The organism is Archangium sp. (assembly GCF_036277355.1).
In the GTDB taxonomy this organism is placed as follows: Bacteria; Myxococcota; Myxococcia; order Myxococcales; family Myxococcaceae; genus Archangium.
This window is the reverse complement of the sequence record NZ_DASUNC010000084.1, coordinates 21,708-41,243: the sequence shown is the minus strand read 5'-3', so window position 1 is coordinate 41,243 and position 19,536 is coordinate 21,708. Positions and strand designations below refer to the sequence as shown.

General features: G+C 68.6%; 10 protein-coding genes and 1 pseudogene. 4 read left to right on the top strand and 7 right to left on the bottom strand.

The features are described from left to right. Window positions 1-2: 2 nt before the first annotated feature. The 3 genes from VFZ09_RS22280 to VFZ09_RS22270 all read right to left on the bottom strand — a co-directional run bounded on the left by VFZ09_RS22280 (window position 3) and on the right by VFZ09_RS22270 (window position 4,279). Entirely contained in the window at window positions 3-1,163 is a 1,161-nt protein-coding gene (locus tag VFZ09_RS22280; protein WP_329729660.1) for an FIST signal transduction protein, read from the bottom strand. 32 nt (window positions 1,164-1,195) lie between these two features. Then, the gene (locus tag VFZ09_RS22275) at window positions 1,196-3,013 is read right to left on the bottom strand and encodes a cytochrome C (RefSeq protein ID WP_329729659.1); all 1,818 of its coding nucleotides are present in this window, start codon (window positions 3,011-3,013) and stop codon (window positions 1,196-1,198) included. Window positions 3,014-3,310: 297 nt separating this feature from the next. After that, window positions 3,311-4,279: a HAMP domain-containing sensor histidine kinase gene (locus tag VFZ09_RS22270; protein ID WP_329729658.1), complete on the bottom strand. Its 969-nt coding sequence runs from the start codon at window positions 4,277-4,279 to the stop codon at window positions 3,311-3,313. 235 nt (window positions 4,280-4,514) lie between these two features. On the opposite strand from VFZ09_RS22270, the gene VFZ09_RS22265 reads away from it, so the two are divergent. Then, window positions 4,515-7,553 (top strand): helicase-related protein, encoded by a 3,039-nt coding sequence (locus VFZ09_RS22265; protein ID WP_329729657.1) that lies wholly within the window; start codon window positions 4,515-4,517, stop codon window positions 7,551-7,553. Between the two features lie 38 nt (window positions 7,554-7,591). Here the strand turns inward: VFZ09_RS22265 and VFZ09_RS22260 are convergent, their stop codons facing one another. Both VFZ09_RS22260 and VFZ09_RS22255 read right to left on the bottom strand, forming a co-directional pair. Next, window positions 7,592-8,614, bottom strand: a complete 1,023-nt coding sequence (locus VFZ09_RS22260) for a PAAR domain-containing protein (protein ID WP_329729656.1) — start codon at window positions 8,612-8,614, stop codon at window positions 7,592-7,594. Next, on the bottom strand, window positions 8,611-9,861 hold the full coding sequence (locus tag VFZ09_RS22255; protein ID WP_329729655.1) for a tetratricopeptide repeat protein: 1,251 nt from the start codon (window positions 9,859-9,861) through the stop codon (window positions 8,611-8,613). Before VFZ09_RS22255 ends, VFZ09_RS22260 begins: the two co-directional genes overlap by 4 nt. Window positions 9,862-10,386: 525 nt before the next feature. Between VFZ09_RS22255 and VFZ09_RS51685 the strand changes: the two are divergent. Beyond that, window positions 10,387-10,677: pseudogene (locus VFZ09_RS51685) on the top strand (WD40 repeat domain-containing protein); the annotation flags it as partial. A gap of 69 nt (window positions 10,678-10,746) precedes the next feature. Further along, entirely contained in the window at window positions 10,747-12,231 is a 1,485-nt protein-coding gene (locus VFZ09_RS22250) for a WD40 repeat domain-containing protein (RefSeq protein ID WP_329729654.1), read from the top strand. A 3-nt stretch (window positions 12,232-12,234) separates the two neighbouring features. On the opposite strand, the gene VFZ09_RS22245 is transcribed toward VFZ09_RS22250, so the two are convergent. After that, a complete protein-coding gene (locus VFZ09_RS22245) occupies window positions 12,235-12,795 on the bottom strand; it encodes an SMI1/KNR4 family protein (RefSeq protein ID WP_329729653.1) in 561 nt (186 codons plus the stop codon). A gap of 55 nt (window positions 12,796-12,850) precedes the next feature. After that, window positions 12,851-16,378 (bottom strand): RHS repeat-associated core domain-containing protein, encoded by a 3,528-nt coding sequence (locus VFZ09_RS22240; protein WP_329729652.1) that lies wholly within the window; start codon window positions 16,376-16,378, stop codon window positions 12,851-12,853. A 557-nt stretch (window positions 16,379-16,935) separates the two neighbouring features. Here VFZ09_RS22240 and VFZ09_RS22235 point away from each other — a divergent pair. After that, window positions 16,936-19,509, top strand: coding sequence for a type VI secretion system Vgr family protein (locus tag VFZ09_RS22235; protein ID WP_329729651.1), 2,574 nt, complete (start codon window positions 16,936-16,938; stop codon window positions 19,507-19,509). Window positions 19,510-19,536 lie beyond the last annotated feature (27 nt).

Below are 19,536 nucleotides of genomic sequence, written 5' to 3'. Positions count from 1 at the left end.
TGTCAGTTTCCCCCGAACGCCAGGACCGTCAGCGTCGTGTTGATGTGGAACCCCGAGTAGATCTCGAAGTGCACATTCATTCCAGCCGCCGCCGGTGCGTGGCGCAAGGTCTCGGCCAACTGGGGGACAGTGCCGGTCGCGCCAGCGTACCACATGCGCCCACTGCAATGGAAAAGCAGGGAGGCCTGGGGGTTGGAGACGCGGCGGGGGAGCTCCTCCTGGAAGAAGGCACGGGTGAGGCCGGCCATGTCTCCCATCTTCATCAGCTCCAGCTCGGTGCCCTCCTCCAGGAGGTTGGCGAAGAGGATGGAGCCGTCGGGCAGGGGCTTCCACGGGGAGCGGATGAAGTACTCGCGGCCCACCTTGAGGGCGGTGGGGTGGACGGCGAAGCCCCGGGGCTTGCCGAACTCCAGCTCGTCCACGGGGACACCCAGGAGGTCCGCGTAGCGCTCGGCCGCCGGCTTGCCGTCGATCTCCAGGGCGCGGGTGGCGCTGTCATCCACGCGGGTGATGGTGAGGCGCTCACCGGTGGGCAGGTACCAGTGCGAGCGCAGGGCGGCCCAGGGCGCGCTCGTCTTGAAGAGGGCCACTAGCACGGCGTCCGTGGCCACCTCGCCGTCCACGTGGAGCAGGGCGGACTGCTTCGTGGGGTCCTGCTCATGGTCCGCGGCGCCTCCACCCACCAGCACCAGCGTCTGGTTCTTCTCGAGGATGCCGAGCAGCAGCTCCTCTTTCTTGTAGCGGAAGCCGTCGTCGATCACGAGGCCCACGTACTGGCGCGGGTCGATGTCCTGCTGGCGCACGCCCAGGTCCTGCGCGGCGCGTTTGATGGCGGTGGCGCCCGCGCCCACGGCGTCCACGGACAGGCCGGTGCCCAGGCCCAGGCCCACCTCGAAGTCACCGGAGAGCGCGCCCAGCACCACGCTGCCCGAGTGGATGCCCTGGTTGTCCAGCTCGCCCGCGGTGGTGGCGCCCACCAGCCGCGTGCCCTGGGGCAGCCGCTCGCGCACGGCGCGGTTGAGGGCCAACTGGTCTCTCTCCCGCGAGGCGAACAGGGTGACGAGCTTCGGGGTGTCTCCCTGCAATTGCCTGAGCAGGTCCTCCGCGGCGGCGACGGGCTCGGACCGCGTGGTACGGGCCGTCTGCATCTTCACTCGAGCCAAGGAGGACCTCCGGAGGTGGGGGGGCCGCGGCGTTAGAAGCCGCTCCCCGGGTGGGTTTTATGGCAGGCGCCGGTGCACTGCTGGAAGGACTCGCGTCCGCCGCCGACGTACATGCTCTCGATGGGGCCGAACTTCTCCACGTGCGAGTCGGGGTAGCTCTTGTGGCACGAGAGGCAGGCGGCCTTGCTGGTGCGCTGCGTGCTCTCCGGCGTCAGGTGGCAGGTGGCGCACTGCTGCTTGGGTGCGTCGAAGCGGTCCGAGCGCGAGTGGAGGAAGTGGGTGCGCACCACGATGGGGCCCTCCAGCTCGAAGCCCAGCGGGGCGTGGCAGGCGGCGCACGCGGCGCGGTTCTCGTTGCCGTGCAGCACCTGGGAGAACTCACCGCCCTCGGCGTGGCACGTCTTGCAGGAGCCCGTGGTCAGCTTCGCCTGGGTGCGCTCGGGGCTGCCCACCTGGATTTCGATGGTGCGGCTGGCGGGCACGTCCTCGCCCAGGTAGACGCGGCGGCCCTTCACCGTCACCAGGTAGGTGCCGGGCTCGGCGTTGGCCGGAATCTGGTACGTCCACGAGGTGCTCACCGCCGCGTCCCAGCCGTGCGTCTCCGGGAAGAAGGCCCCGCCGAAGAGCTTGTTGGACGGCGGGAAGGTCTGGAACTGGGCGTAGACGCCGTCGCGCTCGAAGGTGGCGATGGTCTGCACGTCATCCGGGCCGAGGAACGCGTCCAGCTCCACGATGCTGCGGATGGGCTGGATGCGCTGGGCGGGCCCGATGATCTGCGTCATCAGCATGCGCTCCCGGTGCTTGCGGCGGTAGTACGTCGTGGAGGGATCGATGAAGGCGAAGGCCCGGTAGTACTGGATGCCCGGCTCATTCTGCCCGAAAGTCACCTCGTTGTAGGAGGGCAGGTGGCCCTCCGGGTGGAGGCGCTTGCCGGCGCCGTCGCGCAGCGCCAGCTGGAAGGTGATGGCCGAGCCGGGCGCATACGTGCCATCCGCGCGCGCCGGGGTGACGGCCTTCACGTCGATGGAGAAGCCATAGGAGTACGTGGGCTGGGCCACCTGCTCCACGGGGATGGTGTACGGGGAGCCGGGGCGCAGCGACCAGCCCAGCCGCAGGGCCCGGGTGTCCGGCGAGAGCGTGAAGGTGGCGGCGCCGCTGCGGGCGTTGCGCACCTCGACGAGCGCCTCCTCGGAGAAGCTCTTCGCGCCGGTGCAGTCCGTACCGGTGCGGCAGTCGTACGCCCACTGGATGGCGCGCAGCCGGCGGATGAAGAAGTCGTCGTTGCTCTTGAACCGGTCATCCTTGCCGATGTTCAGGCGGATGGCCTTGCCGGTGGGGCGGCCCGCCGCGTCCACGGGCTGCACGGTGAAGACGCTCGGCTGCTCCATCCACTGCGCGTCCCGATAGAAGCGGCGGCGGGTGAAGGTGCCGTCCGGGTTGGGCAGGGGGATGGGCTCCTCGTCCGCCAGCCGCACGCCCTGCCAGGGCAGCTGCGCGAAGTCCCCCGCGCGCCGCAGGCCGTCCACGCCCTCGTCCCGCGAGGCGGTGATGGCGGCGCGCAGATCGATCTGGTTGATGAAGAAGCTCTGCCCGGCCTTCACCTTGAGCGGGATGCCCGTGCCTCCATCCACCTCGAGCGCCAGTCCGACGGGCGCGGCGGCCGGAGCCGGGCGCGCCTCCGCGGCCTCGGTGAGCGCCTGGTTCAGGCTCATGGGCGCCGCCGTGGGGGTCTCCTGCTCCGCGCAGCCTCCGGCGAGCAGCGCGAGCGCCATGAACCACAGCCCCTTGCCACGGCCCTGACTGCGGACACACGACTGCGACGGCACGTAGAGTGCTCCCATTCCGCTCATGGCGGCCCCTCCTCTTGGCGCTTGGGCTTCGGGCGATGGCACACCCGGCCCGGGTTCTCGACACCGGCCTCCGCTCCCTACCTGTGAGGTGGGCGGCCGGTGCTGTCTCGGCTGCTCCCCGTTGGCCAGGGAACAACTCGATTTGAGCCTCGACAGAATAAAGTGATTCGGCCTGGAATTTCAACTTCTATGGGAATTATTCAGTTTCCCACGAAGTCCGTTTTTGGGGGTTTCTGTGAGGTGTTGTGGGTGACGTGTGTGGTTGGGTGAGAGGATGCGTCGCGTCACCCATGGCCATCAGGACGGGGAGTGGGAGGAGGGCAGCTCGACGGTGAAGGTGGCGCCGCTGCCCGGGAGGCTGGAGACGTGGATGGTGCCGCCGTGGGCCTCGACGAGCTGGTGGACGATGTAGAGGCCGAGTCCGGTGCCGGGCCGTCCGGTGGCGCCCAGGCGCTCGAAGCGGCCGAAGAGGCGGCCCTGGGCGTCCGCGGGCAGGCCCACGCCATGGTCCTTCACGGCGAGCCGGACGCGGTCTCCGTCGGCGCGCACGTGCACCTCGACGGGTTGGCCCTGGCCGAACTTGAGGGCGTTGCTGAGCAGGTTGGTGGCCACGCGGTCCAGGCGTTGGCGGTCCCACCGGCCTCGCACGGGGCCGGGCGCGTGCACCACCAGGGTGCTGCCCGCGGCGGTGGCCTGGTCGGAGAAACGCTCGGCCACCTCCCGGGCGAGGGCGGCCAGGTCCAGCTCCTCGAGCTCCAGGGTGAGCCGGCCGGCGGACAGGCGCGAGAGGTCCAGCAGATCATGCACCATCAGGCCCATGCGGCGCGCCTCGCGCTCGACGAGGGCGAGCCCCTCCTGGGCGCGGGGATTCTCGCGCGTCTGGGTGCGCAGCCGCTGCAGGCGCAGCTGGAGCGCGAGCAGGGGATTGCCCAGGTCATGCGCGGCCACGCCCACCAGCTCGAGCGCCGCCTGCACCTCGGCGCGCAGGCGCGCGTTCTCCCGGGCCAGCGCGTCCAACGCGGACTCCGGCCCGGAGGCGTCCGGTTCCTCGGGGTGGAACGTCTGGCGCAGCGTCCAGCCGAGGGCACACCCCACGGCCAGCCCCACGAAGCCCGTGGCCATCACCAGCACGCGCAGGCCGCCCGCCTCCCCGCCTCGGAGGGGCAGGGGCCCCGGGGCCAGGAGCAGGTAGCCCACCAGGAGCAGGGCGAAGGCGAACAGGTTCACGCCCGCGCGCAGCGCGGCCGTTGGATGATGCGGCGGCATGTGGCTCTCCCCCCCAGCGGCCCTGGACTCCAGGCGCGCAGGTCCGCGGCACCTTGCCTGGAGTGGGGGGGTGGAGGAATCGCCCGGATGGGCAGGGTGCTGTCGAATGGATGACAGCGGCATCGCCCCGGGGTACGAGGCCGGTCCTGAATTCGAGGGGTTCGCGGGATGGCCGAGGGGGCGGGCCGGGGTTATGAGCGAACCCCCTTTCCACGTTGAGGGTCCGTTTCCGACCATGTCCTTCGTTCCTGGCAACAAGGTCCGCTATCTCCCCCAGCCCGAGTGGGGCGTGGGGCATCTCCTGGAGCTTCAGGATGAGGGCGCCAAGGCGCTCGTCCTCTTTCCCGCCCGGACGGGGGAGCCGGTGCTGGTGTCCACCAAGGGCGGGGCGCTGGTGCACCACCCGCTGACGAAGGGCGAGCCCGTGCAGACGGCCAAGGGCCGGCGCGCCACGGTGCTGGGCGAGGAGGAGGGCGGACGGGGCCTGCGCCGGTACGTCCTGCGCTACACGGACACGGGCGAGGAGGACGAGCTGCCCGAGTCCGAGGTGCACGCGCTCGCGCCGCGCTCGGATCTGCTGTCCACGCTGCGCGAGGGGCGGGTGGGGGACTCGCGCGCCTTCACGCTGCGCAAGCAGGCGCTGGTGATGGATGACGAGCGGCGGTGTGACGCGCTGGGCGCGCTGCTGGCCAGCCGGGTGATGGTGAAGCCGCACCAGGTGGGCGTGGTGCAGCGCGTGCTGAGCGCACGCCGGCCGCGCTTCGTGCTCGCCGACGAGGTGGGCCTCGGCAAGACGATTGAAGCGGGCATGGTGTTCAGCGCGCTGCGGCTGTCGGGCCTGGCGCGTCGCGTGCTGGTGGTGGCGCCGAGCCACCTGACGGTGCAGTGGCTGGTGGAGCTCTTCCACAAGTTCAACCAGCTCTTCACGCTGATGGACTCGGAGCGCTACGCGCAGTCGCTGAAGGAGATGCCGGGGGTGTCGCCGTGGGCGCGCTTCCCGCTGGTGGTGACGAGCCTGGAGATGCTGGCGCGCGGCGAGGAGCACCGTCGGTCGGTGGCGGGCGAGGACGCCTTCTGGGACCTGGTCATCATCGACGAGGCGCACCACTTGAAGGGCGAGAAGGCCTTCGAGGCGGCCGAGGCGCTGGCGGGCAACAGCTGGGGCCTGCTGCTGCTGACGGCCACGCCCATGCAGTTGGACCCGGCCGAGTACCACGGGCTGCTGACGCTCATCGACGCGAGCACGGCGCCCACGGTGGAGGGCTTCGAGCAGCGGCTGGCGCGGCAGGAGGAGCTGAGCGCGGCGGTGCGCGGGCTGCTGGAGGGCAAGGACGCGGCGGGGGCGGTGAAGGCCCTGGCGGCGCGCTTCCCGGACGACGCGAAGCTGAAGTCGCTGAAGGAGCGGGACGCGCTCCTGCAGCACCTGGCGGAGACGTACAGCCTGTCGGACCGGCTGGTGCGCAACCGGCGCGCGGTGGTGGGCGGCTTCTCCACGCGGCGCCTGCACCGGCACCCGGTGAAGCTGTCGGCCGAGGAGCTGAAGACGCGGGACGCGGCGCTGGCGGCGCTGGCGGAGAGCAACCTGCGGGGGGCGCCGCTGGGCAACCTGCTGCGCCGGCTGGAGTCGAGCCCCGCTGCGTTCGGCGAGGCCCTGCGCACGAACAAGGCGCTGGCGGGCGTGGCGGGGAGCCTGAAGCTGCCCACGCGCGACGCGAAGTTCGGCGCCTTCCTGGAGGTGCTGCGCGGCCGCATCTGGGGCGCGGAGCCGAACGCGAAGGTACTGGTGTTCACGGAGAGCCGGGACACGCTGGAGGCGTTGCGCACGGAGCTGGGGCGCGAGGGCGTGGAGGCGCTGGCCTACCATGGAGACCTTCCCATGGTGGAGCGGGACCGGCAGGTGGCGCGCTTCCGCGACCCCGAGGGCCCCAAGGTGCTCTTGTGCACGGAGGTGGGCGGCGAGGGCCGCAACTTCCAGTTCGCGCACCACCTGGTGCACTACGATTTGCCGTGGAGCCCGTCCACGGTGGAGCAGCGCATTGGGCGCCTGGACCGTATCGGGCAGAACCACCCGGTGGAGATCCACGTGTTCGATCCGGCGGGGACGCTGGCGTCGGACGTGCTGATGCTGCTGGCGGACGCGGTGGGCGTGTTCGGCGAGACGGTGGGAGGCCTGGACGCGGTGCTGGAGGAGGTGGAGGAGCGGCTGACGGAGATGGCGCTGCTGCCGCGCGAGTCGCGGGTGGCGTACGCCTCGGAGCTGAAGGAGCGGGTGGAGAAGGCGCGGGCGCAGGTGAAGCGCGCGTATGACCCGCTGCTGGACATCCGCTCGTTCGACAAGGACGCGGTGGCGCGGCTGGTGACGCGGGCGCAGGAGCGCATCGGGGTGGAGGCCGACGAGGAGGAGGAGCAGAGCCTCGAGGAGGGCCTGTGGAGCGTGGCGAGAGACCTCGATGAGAAGCTCGAGGAGACGGTGACGGAGCTGGCGCGGCGGGTGGGCATTGGCGTGGACACGGACGAGCAGGTGGATGCGTTCCAGTGCGCGTTCCAGTTCGGCCATGCGCTGAAGGTGGAGGGCCTGCCGGGAATCGACATCAACGAGGACCGGACGGTGCTGGGCACCTTCTGGCGGGACACGGCGGTGGAGGCGGAGGAACTGGAGTACTTCGCGACGGGCCACTCGATCGTGGAGGCGCTGTTCGGCTTCCTGAGGGACGGGCCGTACGGGCGCAGCGGGGCGCGCTTCATCGAGAAGCGGGGGCCGCTGAAGGCGAAGGGGGTGGAGCTGCTCTACCACGTGCAGATGCCGGAGCCGGAGGACACGTCACCGGGAGCGCGGGTGCCGAGCCGGCAGATTGCCCGCTTCCTGGAGCGCACGCTGGTGCACGTGGCGGTAGTGGAGGGCCCCACGGGCCCGAAGGCGGACACGACGGTGCTGGCGGCGCTGGAGGCCGAGGGCAAGGGGCTGAAGGGCGACGAGTGGCTGCGCATCTTCCCGGGCTTCGGAGCGTTCGTGGAGCAGGGCATCCCGGTGGCGCAGAAGGCGGCCGAGGCGGAGATGGCGAAGCTTCAGACGCGGGCGCGCAAGGCGATCGAAGCCGAGCGGGACGGGGCGCTGGAGCGGATGAAGCTGTCGCTGACGCACCAGGGGCTGGAGGCCGAGGCGGTGGAGGCCCAGCTGTCGGCGGAGCGCACGCACTACGAGCGGTTGCTGACGGCCCTGGCGGGCGCGAAGGTGGTGCTCGACTCGGCCTGCGGCTTCGTCATCAACCGCTGAGCTCGAGGCAGGGGCGGAGGTCGTGCTCGCGCCTGTGCTCACGCACAGTTCGAGCAGGACTGCCGCCCCTGTTTGCGTCCGCCGCGCTTGCCCCCGCGGAGGCCCTTCACCAGCTTCATCAGCCCGTTCGCGACGTCGCTCATGGGCGGCATGGGAAAGCCGCCGATGAGCACGTTCGGCTGTCCCGTCACGAGGGCTCCGATGCCTGGGATGAGCCCCGGGTCCTTTCCAACCAGCATGGACATGGCCATGGCGGCGGCATCGGCGGCGAGCTGGGCCGCGGCCATTCCCGCCGCCAACGCCTGCCCGGACGCCGCGGCGGCGTTCGCGGCCGCGGCGTCAGCGGAATCCGAGGGCGCGGCACTCGAGGCCGCTGCATCCATGAGGTTGGTGGCCACACTCAACGCTCCCGCGGCCATTCCCGCTCCCACCATCACTTTCGCCAGCTTGGACATCGGGCCCGCCGAGGGCGTGCAATGCTTGGTGATGTCTCCCATGCGGGCGGCCCGCGACCCGCCGATGAACACCTTGCTCGAGCCGGTGTAGATCTCCAGCGGTGGAGTGAAGGTGCCGCAGGTGACGGAGATGCCTACGTCTCCAGCGCGCGCGGCTGGCAGGCCGTTGATGAGCACGGAGACACATCCGCTGAGCAGCACGGTACCAATGCTTGGCAGTGGAATGGGCGGGGCCGGAGGGATGAGGCTGGGGGGATGGGCGTGGGGGTGCGGCATCCCCACATGCAGGGCCGTGAGCGTGGCCGCGGGCAACGCGGGCAGCATGGCCGACACGGTGTTAGTGGCCAGCGCGAAGCCCGTGTTGAGCAACTCCACTGGGGCGCCAATGACTCCGAGCACGCCGGACAGCGCCTGGGAGATCTGCCCCACTGCGCCCTGATGAGCGGGGGGCGCGTTCTGGAAGGGCGCGGCCGTGCGATTGACCACCGCCGCGAACGAGTCGAGCACGACGTTCTCGCCCGTGGGCTGCAGCAGCGGCTTGGGCGCACTGGGGGGGTGCTGGGCCTGTCGCACCGCCTGGTGGGCCGTCGTCGAGCCTGGAGTCATCGTGCCTCCTCGCGTGAGGACAGGGTTCGCAGCTCCGTCAGACACTGCTGCCGCTCCTGCCGCATGCCTGCATTCTCGTAGAGCCGGGCCATGTGCTCCAGCACAGAACGCAGCCGCTCCGGATACCCGACGCTTCGACACAGCGTCGCCGTGTCCCTCCAGGCCCGCAGTGCTCCTCCCGTGTTCGTCCGGCCCTCCCGGGCGCGTCCCAGCTTCTCCAGCGCGTCCGCCTTGGCGTGGGCGTTGAGCGCCTTGGCGGCCACTTGGTCCGTGATGTCGAAGTAGCCCTCGGCGTCCGGGTACTGCTTCAACTCCAGGCAGACGTCACCCGCAGCCATGGCGAGATTGAGGAGCACGGGCAGCGCCTTCGTCTGGATGGCCAGCGCGAGCCCCTGCTGGTAGCGCTCCAGGGCCTTCTCGGGTTTGCCAAGCTGCCGCAGCACATCCCCCGCCCCCTGCAGGCAGAGCGCCTGCATCTCCTTGGCGCCATGCTCCGCGTAGTAGTCGTGCAGCAGGCCGTACTTCTCCAGGGCCTGCGGGTAGCGCCGGTGGGCGTAGTCCAGCGCCGCGAGCTGGACGAGCGCCTGCATCCGTTGCGCGACGGGCCTGCTCTCGTCCACGGCATCCTGGGCAAGTCCATCCGTGAGCGCTCCGGTGCTGAAGTCCACCTCGTAGAGGAGCACTCCCGGTGCCTTCAGCTTGTTCAATGTGGGCCCCAGGAAGGGCTCCGCCCGGTCATCCCGGACGATGATGCGCAGCGAGCGCATCCACGGCTCGTAGCCCTTGAGGGGCAGCAGCTGGCTGACGAGCTGCGCGAAGCCGGCGCGATCCTTCAGTTTCGGCGGCAGCAGGCACCAGACGAGCCGGTGGTCCTCCTCGGCTGGCATCAGCGAACGGATGTGGATCATCGCGGACCGGAGCCGCTCGGCGGGGGGAAGCCGCGTGTCCTGGCCTTGTGCTGGCAGAGGCGCCCAGCGAGGCTCTCCCTTCGCCTTGCGTGCGGTATTGGCTACTTCGATCTGGGCCGCGACGCCCGCATTCACCGCCGTCGCGTACTGTGCCACCGGACCTGCTTCCTGGTTGCACACCAGGAAGAGGTCCGCGTCCATCTCCTCGTCGAGTCCCTGGAGCGTCTTCAGCACCCAGGCCATCTCGTCATCGTGGGCGCTCACCACGAGGATGAGGAAGTCGCGCTGGTCAACGAAGTTGCGCAGGGTTTCCTGCAACTCTTGGAGTTTGCGTTGCATGATGGGAGCAATTGCGGAATGTAGTGTTGGCGGGGAAGGACGTCAAAAGCGGATGATCTACCTGGACCACGTTTCCGCAACACCTGTGAGGACTACCTGTGCTGCTCGCACGCGGCTCTCCGCTGGGCGCCGAGTGGCACGGTGGCGTTGGGTCACGCACTCCGCTTCGCGTTGTCGCACACGCGGGGCCCAAGCTTCTCCAGCCGCCTGGAGCACTCGGCCCTCCGGGGACCTGTCGAGGAGGTAGCCCGGCAGGGCTGCGAGGTGCGGTGGCTGCCGTTGCCGGCGGGAGAGCTAGAGGTGTCACGGGCGGTGGCGCTCCTTGAGGGAGCGGAGGTGGTGGCGCTCTCCGCGACGAATCACGAGCTGGGCACGGCGCCGGGCCTCGCGCCACTGCTGGCTTTCGTGCCCAGGGCTTGTTGGGTGATGGACGCGGTGCAGGCAATGGGCTTGCTCCGGTTACGTGAAGCTCAGCAAGAGACCCGTCCCCTCTTCTTTGGCGCTTGGTGCTAGCTTCCCGACGTCATGTTTTCTTCCAGCCCCAAGTTCCTGCATCAGTTCCGGGAGCAACCGGGAACATCCAACCGCGTCCTGCTGCGGAGCTTCGAGGGGCACACCGAGCGCGTGGAAGCACTCGCCGTGCACCCGGATGGCCGCCATGCCGTCTCCGCGAGCCTGGATGGGTCACTGCGTCTCTGGGAACTCGGGACGGGGCAGTGTCTGCGCGTATTCTCTGAGCACACACGCGGCGTGAAAGACGCCGCGCTGCTCACGGACGGGACGCGCATGGTGTCCGCCGGGCGCGATGGGGACCTCAGACTGTGGAGTCTTGAGACGGGTGCATGCCTCTGGGTGCTTGAGTCCAGCTGGCCTGAGTTGAGAGGCGTGCGACTCCATCCGGACGGGGAGCGCTTCCTGCTCTGGGGATACGACGAGCGGGTGGAGCTGGGCTCGCTCGAGACAGGCGCCACGCTCCAGACCTTCCGTCGCCAACAGGCCCCAGTCAGCGCGGCGGCGATTTCCCCCAACGGACAACACCTCATCACCTGGGGCTACGACGACACGGTCCAGGTGCTCTCACTCGAGCAGGGCGAGCTCCTGGCCACTTTCGATGGTCCGGGCTCCGAGGTCATCTCGGCCGTGCTCCACCCCCATGGGCATCAGGCGCTGGCCTCGTGTTCTGACGGCGCGCTGCGCATCCTTGATCTCCAGACCGGGACATGGCGTGTGCTGGGGCTTCATGCGTACCCCGCCCTCGCGGTAGCCATCTCGCCAGACGGCAGCAAAGTGGCCTCGGGAGGGCTGGACGATGCCGTCCGGCTGTGGGATCTGGCGTCCGGCACCGCCGAAGCCACCTACGCCAGCCGAGCCTCGGGAGAGGGGAGTCTCCCCGAGGCGCACCGTCTCGCCGTGTCCTGTGTGGCATTCCTGCCCGATGGGCAGCACCTGCTGTCGGGCAGCCATGATCGCACGCTCCGGCTGTGGAGCACGGTCTCACCGGTGCAGGAGGCACCTCCGCGCCACAAGCGGCCTGTCCGCCTGCTTGCGCTTTCCTCCGACGGAGAGCGGCTGCTCAGCGGGGAGGACGAGCGCTGGCGGCTGTGGACCATGGCCTCCGGCTCACCCATCAAGAAGTTCCGGCCCCCCCCTGGCTCCACCCAGGCCATTGCGCTCCTTCCCGATGAGCGCAGCGTCCTCGCCGGGAAGAACGACGGCCCTCTCGAGCTGTGGGGGCTGGAGCCCCCCGGAGTGCTCGCACGCCTCGAGGGGCACATGAGCGGGACGCTGGCCGTGACTCTGCTGGCTGGTGGACGTGAGGCCCTCACGGGTGGACGGGACAAGAGGGTCAGGCACTGGAGCCTGGAGCGGGGCACCTGCCTGCGTACATTCGAGGGGCACACGGGCGTGGTGATGGCGCTCGCCGCCCTTCCCGACGGCAAGCGCCTGGTGTCCGCGAGTGGCGACATGACGCTTCGGGTGTGGCGCGTGGACACGGGGGAATGTCTGCGTGTCATCGAGGGCCACACCGCGACCGTGACCTCCGTGGTGGCGCACCCGGATGGCCGCCGTATCCTCTCTGCCAGCAAGGACCAGGTGGTGGCCGTGTGGGACGTGGAGAGCGGAGACTGCCTCTTCAGCTTCGAGGGCCACACGGGACCGGTGCATGCGCTTGCCCTCTTCGCGGATGGGGAGGCGGCGCTCTCCGCGTCCGAGGATGGGACGGTTCGCCGGTGGGACCTCGTCCGTGGCACCGCGCACGGGCTCTGGAAGCCTGCCGCCAAGCCCAGAACCCTCGCCATCTCACCCAGGGACGTCATCGCCGTGGGGTTGGACTCCGGCGAGGTGCTCTTCCTCACCTGGCGTGACTGACCCCTACACGGTCTCGAAGGAATGGGGTGAGAAGGTAGCGGGTAGATGGGTTTGCATCCGCTCCAGCATACCGCCCAGCCCCGGCTCGAGCGTCTTCGCCAGGAACACGGCCAGGTTGGGCGCGGCCCGGTACACGCCACCCGCTCGCATCGAGACGAGATAGAGCCACAACTCCCCTCCGCCGCTGGGTGCCGCCGGGTCCCACGCCACCACGTCCCCGTTGACGCTCTCCCCGAAGGGAACGAGCCGGCGGACGAGTTCCTGTGTTCCATCCGGGTGGACATTCAAGGGTTGCGATGCATCCATCTCCGCCAGCTCACCGGACAGCTGTCGCGAGACCTCGAGGAGCCCCGCGCAGCCGGGGGTGGCACCTGCGGGCACCGGGACGTGGACCACGAACATGCCGCTGACCGCCCCGAAGCCGTAGCGTTTCGCGAACTCGCGGTACGAGGCGGGCAACCTCAGGCCGAGCGCCTCGCTCGCGGTGTCGAGCAGCGCGTCCGAGACGGTGAAGCGCTGGGCTCCGAGCACTTCGAGTTCGGGCAGCTGCGTGGGGCTCCTCATTCGTCTTCTCCTGGTTCCCGACCTGCGGTGCGGATACCGGCCAACGAGCACCCCCTTAATGGGTGCAGGCCCCTTTGTTGTAGCGCTTCTTGTGAATGCCGTTCTCGACGTTCGCTTCGACGACGACGGCCCCGGTGACAGCGTCCTGCGCCAGGTACGACAGGCGCGTGGGAATGTTGGACTCCCCGTCGTAGTGCGGCGTCACCAAGACGACCACGGGATTCTGCGTCGCCTTGATGTGGCGCACCACCGTCTCCTCGTGGCCATACATGACCGGGTGGTTGGAGCCCGCGGTCAGGATGCAGATGTTGCGCATGTCCCCTCCGTCCCCGCCCAGGTTGCGCCCGATCATGTGGGCTCGCTCGTGGTGGTCCGGATGCTTGGGGTTATAACCCCTCGGCACAGTGGAGGGGCCTGTCCCCGTGCCGATGTCCGAAGGGTAGATCTCCGCATAGACGGAACCGGGCCGGTCGAGCTCGGTGTTGTAGGGGTCGTATTCGACATTGATGAGTCCGAGCGGGTCGATCGCCCTGAGCGGGTTGGTCGAGTAGCCATAGGCCCCGTTCGGGTCATCGAAGAGCCGCAGCGGATCCGGCGACAGGTACTGCGACGTCCAGGGCGCGTAGTAGCGGTAGCGGTTGTAGGAGAGGCCGCTCTCCTCGTCCGCCCACTGTCCCGGATAGCGGAGCGCGCACCGGTCGAGCACTGCCACCTCCTGCCGCGGCTCACCGAAGGGCGCGAGCTGCACGGCCCACCCGACCATTCCCTCCCCGGTGACGAGCTCTCGCGGCGCGCCCAGGTGATCGGTCACCGCGAAGAGAGTGGGCCCCTTTCCCCGCTGGGCGACGAGCTCCTGCCGCTGCGGGAGGTGGTCCCACGTGGTGAGCCCGGAATGTTTCTGGGCGTGGACGAGCGCGTCACCATCCCAATGGAACACCGTGCGCCCCTCCGGGCCCTCCTTCGAGAGGCGGCGGTTGAAGGGGTCGTACGTGTAGCGCCAGACGGCTCCATCGGGCCGCGTCACCGACTCCAGCCGGCCGCGGGTGTCCCAGGCGTAGCGCCACACTCCAGCGGTCTTGGGGGAGCGCTGGTCCATCATCTGGGTGAGACGCCCCCAGGCGTCGTAAACGTAGGCACACCCCTCCTGGGCGAGCAGGCGCCCACCCGGGCCCAGGCGCCTCACATCCGCCCTGGTCACCGCGGGCTGCACGGTGCGTTGCAGCCAGGCCGCGTCATCCGACTCCACGCGCACGAGGTGCCCCGCGGCGTTGCGCACGTAGCGCTCGCGCCCCAACGCGTCGGTGCAAGACGTCAGCCAGCCCGCGGCATCGTACGTGTACTCGGACGCCTCCCAGCGCCGGTCGGCGACCAGGGTGAGCCGCCCCTGCGCGTCGTACCTGCACTGGCGGTCCACGGTGGACGTGGTCTGGCCGGGAATGCGGACCTCCGTGCTCGCGAGGCGGTGCAGTGCGTCGTATGACTTGAGAATCTGCGCACCACCGGGCAGCAGTCGGCGCGTTTCCCTGCCGAGCGCGTCCCGCTCGAACCTCAGCGCCTGCCCGCCCACCACCATGGAGACGAGCTTGCCGTCGCCGTCGTACGCGTACTGCGTTTCGTGACCAATGCCGGTCTTCCGGCGGACGACCCGGCCCATGGCGTCGAACTCACGCTCCACGATGAAATCATTTGAGCGTTCGACTACGGGATGGCCGCAAGCGTCGCGCACGTAGGTGAGCTCGACCTCTCCATCCACGACGCGTGTCAGCCGCCCCGCGGCGTCGTACGTGATGTCGACCCTGGAGCCGTCCGCATAGGTGACGCGCGTTGGCAGCCCGAGGGGGCCATAGCTATAGCTCACCGTCTCGTCGGCCTCGGTTCTCTGGACGAGGTTTCCTCCTGCGTCGTAGGCGTAGTGGATCTCCCTGGCGTCGGCAGTGGTCTCGCTGACGAGGAGGTTGTCCTCGTCGTACTCGAACCGATGGCGCTCGCCCGTCGCGCTCACCACCTCGGCGAGCAGAGAGGGCTCCTGGGTCCACTGGTAGCGGGAGACGTAAGCCCCCTCGCTGAACTGAGTGAGCCGCCCGCTGCACCCGGAGCGGCGGAAGACCAGGGTGGAACCATCCGGGCGGACGGAGCGCAGCAGGAGCCCACCGGCGTCGTACTCGAGCCTTGTACGCCCCCCATAGGGGCGCTCGATGCTGACGAGCAGGCCACGCGCGTCATACTCGCGCCGCGTGATGCCCCCGAGCGGATTCCTGGACTCGAGCAGCTCCCCCAGCGGGCCGTAGGTGTACGTCCACGTTCCACTGGTGGAGCTCGACTCGGAGTGGAGGTCTCCGTTGGCCGCGTGCATGAAGCGGCGCTGGCCGCCGTCCGGGTAGTCCAGGCGTGTGAGGTCCCCTCGCTCGTCCCACGTGAACGTCCAGCGGTGGCGCAGCGGGTTGATGATGGCGGTGAGCCTGGCCTCGGGGCTGTATTCGCGCTGCCACGTACTCCCCAGCGCGTCGGTGAAACGGATGAGCTGGTGGTGCGCGTTGAAGTCGTAGTGCGACGTGCCCTGCGGCGTCGTCATCGCCTTGTAGTGTCCGAGCTCGTCGTACTCGAAGGTGCGTGCAGTCCCGTTCGGGTCACAGGCCATCGCCGTGCGCCCCAAGTCATCGTACTGGACGAACCACACGCGGCCGAGCGGCGAGACCGTCCGCTCCACCTGACCTGCCGCGGAGTACTGATATGTCCAGGTGGAGTTGCGGCTGTCGGTGACGCGGGTGGTGCGACTGGCTGGTACATACTCGAGCGACTTCTCGTCGAACCCATCCTGTCCACGTGCGCGGGTGCAGCGGCCTTGAGAGTCGAACTCGAAGTTCCAGACCGCCCCGGTGCGCGTCACCTCGCGCACCATCCTGCCTGCGGAGTCATACGCGTATGCGCTGACATGGCCGGCTGCGTCCACGACCTCCGAGAGCCTGCCGGTATGGTCGTAGCGGTAGCGAACCAGCGGAGCCCTTGAACGGGCCGCGTCCGCATGGAGCGCGGCCAGTTGGCCAATCGCGTCGTAGGCCAGGAAGAAGGAGCGCCGGCTGCGCCGCTCCTGGAGCGCCACGATGCGCCCTCGCACATCGTGCACCACGTCCACGCCCTGACCCGCGACGTCCTGCACGCTCACCAGTGGGGACCACTGGCCATCCGTGACGTCGCGAAAGTGGTAGCTCACCACGCTGCGGCCGTCGGGCGTCCAGGAGGTAACCTGCAGATGCCCATTCTGGCGTCGCAACTCCATGTAGGCACCCAGGTTGCGCACGGCCTGGCCCCTGGAGAGCTGTTCCTGGGGGTCAGCGAAGGTGAACTCGGATTCACCGTCGCGGAACAGCATGCGGTAACCGTCGAGGTCGCGCCGGATCCGCATCTCATAGGGAGATGACCACCCCGGGCCAAACATGCCGCCCGCCGCGGGGCGCATGGCCGTGCTGTAACGCCGGCTGAAGGGGACCCGCACGCGGCCGACAAGGACGCGGTCGGTCATTTCATGGAAGAGGACTCCCGTGACAACGTCGATCGGGTGTCCGACTGAGATCCTCTGTGTCATCCCGCACCGTTTTTCTCTGAAGGAGATGTGTATGGCGCCTGGAGTCCGATACGATTCCGGACTCAGGGCCGTGGCTGCTGTCTCTCTCCGGCATGAACTACGCCAGTCGGAATCCGACCTGGTCTTGTTGCCTTCCACGCTCGATAAGCACGCGGCGTCTCTTCACCCTATGTCAGGGTGGGCCTTGCCTGGAAGCTGGAGTCTGCCGTGGGTCAATGAAGCGAATGGTTGGAGAAGAGCCGCCCAGGCGCGGCTGCATCGCTCGGGAGGAGATCTCGCGAGTGAAAAGTTCTCCGGTCCGCGTTGTAGCGGAAGGAATAGACAGCTCCGCTGCACCGTGCTTCCGAGACATTCGCCCACTGCTGTTGTACGCGAAGGTGGCCACCTCGCTCAGCCGGCGCGCAGCTCCAATTGGTTTTGAGGGGAGCGGATCAGGCCAGTGCGCGAGAACTGTCCATCGACCTTGAAGGCCCCCATTGCGTCAAGCATGCTTTTGCTGGTTTGGATGCGATACCTCCGTTTATCGTTGCCCGACCACGGCGGGGAGGAAGAGACCCATGTCGGACTGGAAGAAGCTGCTGACTGATGCCGGGCAGGCCGTCCAGACGGCCCAGAACGTAGCGGGAGCCGCGAGTGCCGTGACGGGCCATTCCGCCGGGCAGGCCCTCCAAACAGCCCAGAAGGTGGCGGGGGCGATGAGCGCCGTCACGGGCGTGGAGGAACTGGGCCTGTTGGGCCAGGCGGCGGGTCTGCTGTCGGATGCGCTCCGGCTGGAGAGTGTCCGCTTCGCCTTCGAGTCCGCAGGGGACCCGGCCCGCTCCTGGCGCGTACTCACCTTCCGCCTCAACGAGGGCCTCTCCGAGCCCTATTCGTGCGTGGTGGACCTGGCCAGCGAGCACCTGTTCGCCGATCCAGACGCGCTGCTCGGGCTCTCGTGTACCCTCTCCGTCTCGCGCGACTCCCGCACGCGCCTGGTCCACGGCATCGCCCACCGTGTGGAGCACCTGGGTCGCAAGGATGGCAACGCCCTGGCGCGCGTCCATGTCGTCCCGGCGCTCTGGGCCCTCTCCCAGCGTGTCGATTCCTACATCTTCCAGGAGATGACGGTGCCGGAGATCCTCTCCGAGGTGCTCAAGGAGAGCCTCAATCCCTTCAAGCGTGACGTCCGGCTCGAGCTCACCCAGCAGTACCCCAAGCGCGAGTATTGCGTGCAGTACCGCGAGAGCGACCTGGACTTCGTCCTGCGTCTCATGGAGGAGGAGGGCATCGCCTTCTACTTCGACCACTCGGGCGAGGCGGAGGATCTGGTGCTCATCGACGCCAACGAGTGCTGCCCCGCGCTGAAGACGATGGACGGGCTGCCGCTGGGCATCCATGGGCCAGAGGCGGACACCGCGGGCACGGAGTCCATCCGCTCCTTCGGCTTCACCCGGGAGCTCCAGCCCAACCGGGTGGTGATTCGCGATTTCGACTGGAGCCGCATTCCAGAGGACGCCGAGAAGCAGCCGCTCCACGAGGAGGAGAACGGAGAGAGCTCCAATCTCGTGGCCCTGGAGCGCTACGAGCACCAGTCTCCCATGACGCTGAGCGGCTATGACGCGGGAGCTGGCGCCTACACGGAAGCGGATGGCAAGCGTCAGAGCAAGCTGCGCCTCCAGGCACATGCGGCGCGTGAGCGCCAAGGGCAGGGACACGGCAACGTCATCGGCATGTGTCCGGGCCTGACCTTTGCCTTGTCGGGGCACGGCAGGTCGGAGCTGGACCAGCGGTATCTGCTCACCCGGGTCGAGCACTTCGGCCGGGCACCCGAGGAACTCACCAGCCATGTCCTGGAGGAGTCCGAGGTGCAGTCGCGCGCCGAGCGCTACCACAACCGCTTCGAGTGCCTGCCCGCCAGCATTGCCTTCCGTCCGGAGCGCCGCAGGTCCCGCCCGCGCATCTTCGGCGTCCAGACGGCCACCGTGGTGGGCCCGGCCGGCCAGGAAATCTTCACGGACACGCACGGGCGCATCAAGGTCCAGTTCCACTGGGATCGCGCTGGCAAGCGCGATGCCCGCAGCTCCTGCTTCCTGCGCGTGGTCCAGGGGTGGTCCGGCGGAATGTGGGGCACCTTCTTCCTGCCCCGCATCGGCATGGAGGTCCTGGTCGACTTCATCGAGGGCGACCCGGACCGGCCGCTGGTGGTGGGCTGCGTCTACAACGGGCAGAACCTGACGCCCTACGAACTGCCCAAATATCAGACGCGCAGCACCATCAAGACGCGCAGCTCGCCCCGGCCCAAGGATGACTCGAAGGAGCCTGGCTTCAACGAGCTGCGCTTCGAGGATCTCGCCAACGAGGAGGAGATCTTCTTGCACGCCCAGAAGGACTTCAACGAGGTGGTGCTCAACATGCACAACACCTCGGTGGGCGCGGACCAGACGAACTCGGTTACGGGCAACCAGACCGAGACCATCGACAAGGACCAAGCGCTCACCGTCCACGGCAACCGGACCCGCACCATCGACAAGAACGAGACCGTCACTGTTCACCAGAATCGCACCAAGACGGTGGACCAGGACGAGACCCGCACCATCCACGGCTCGCGCACCACCACCATCGACAAGAACGAGACCGTGACCATCTCCGGGGAGCGTAAGGAGACCGTCACTGGCAAGGAGACGATCACCCTCCAGAACGAGCGCGTGACGAGCATCACGCAGAACGATCAGCTCTCCGTCAACGCCGACAAGAGCACGCAGGTGACGGGCAGCTACACCATTGCTGTCGGACCCAACTACGTGGTCACCCAGGGTGGGACTACCCTGGCGCTGTCCGAAGGCCACGCCGACCTCCTGGCGGAGAAGAGCCTCCGGACACACAACCCCTCGGGGGCGCTGGAACTGGCGGAGAGTGGCGGCGTCGTCCGGCTCGTCGCCAATACCACGCTCGAGCTGGTGTGCGGCAATGCCAGCATCGTGCTCGATAAGAGTGGCACCATCACCATTTCGGGCACCAAGGAAGTGTCGTTGGGCGTCCAGCAGAGCACCGTCAAGCTCGAGCCCCCCGGAGTGACTGTGTCCGGTCCGCAGATCACCTCCTCTGCGATCGGCATCCACGAAATCACTGGCGCGCTCATCAAGATCAACTGACGAGCACGGGTTGGAGGCAAGGGCGCA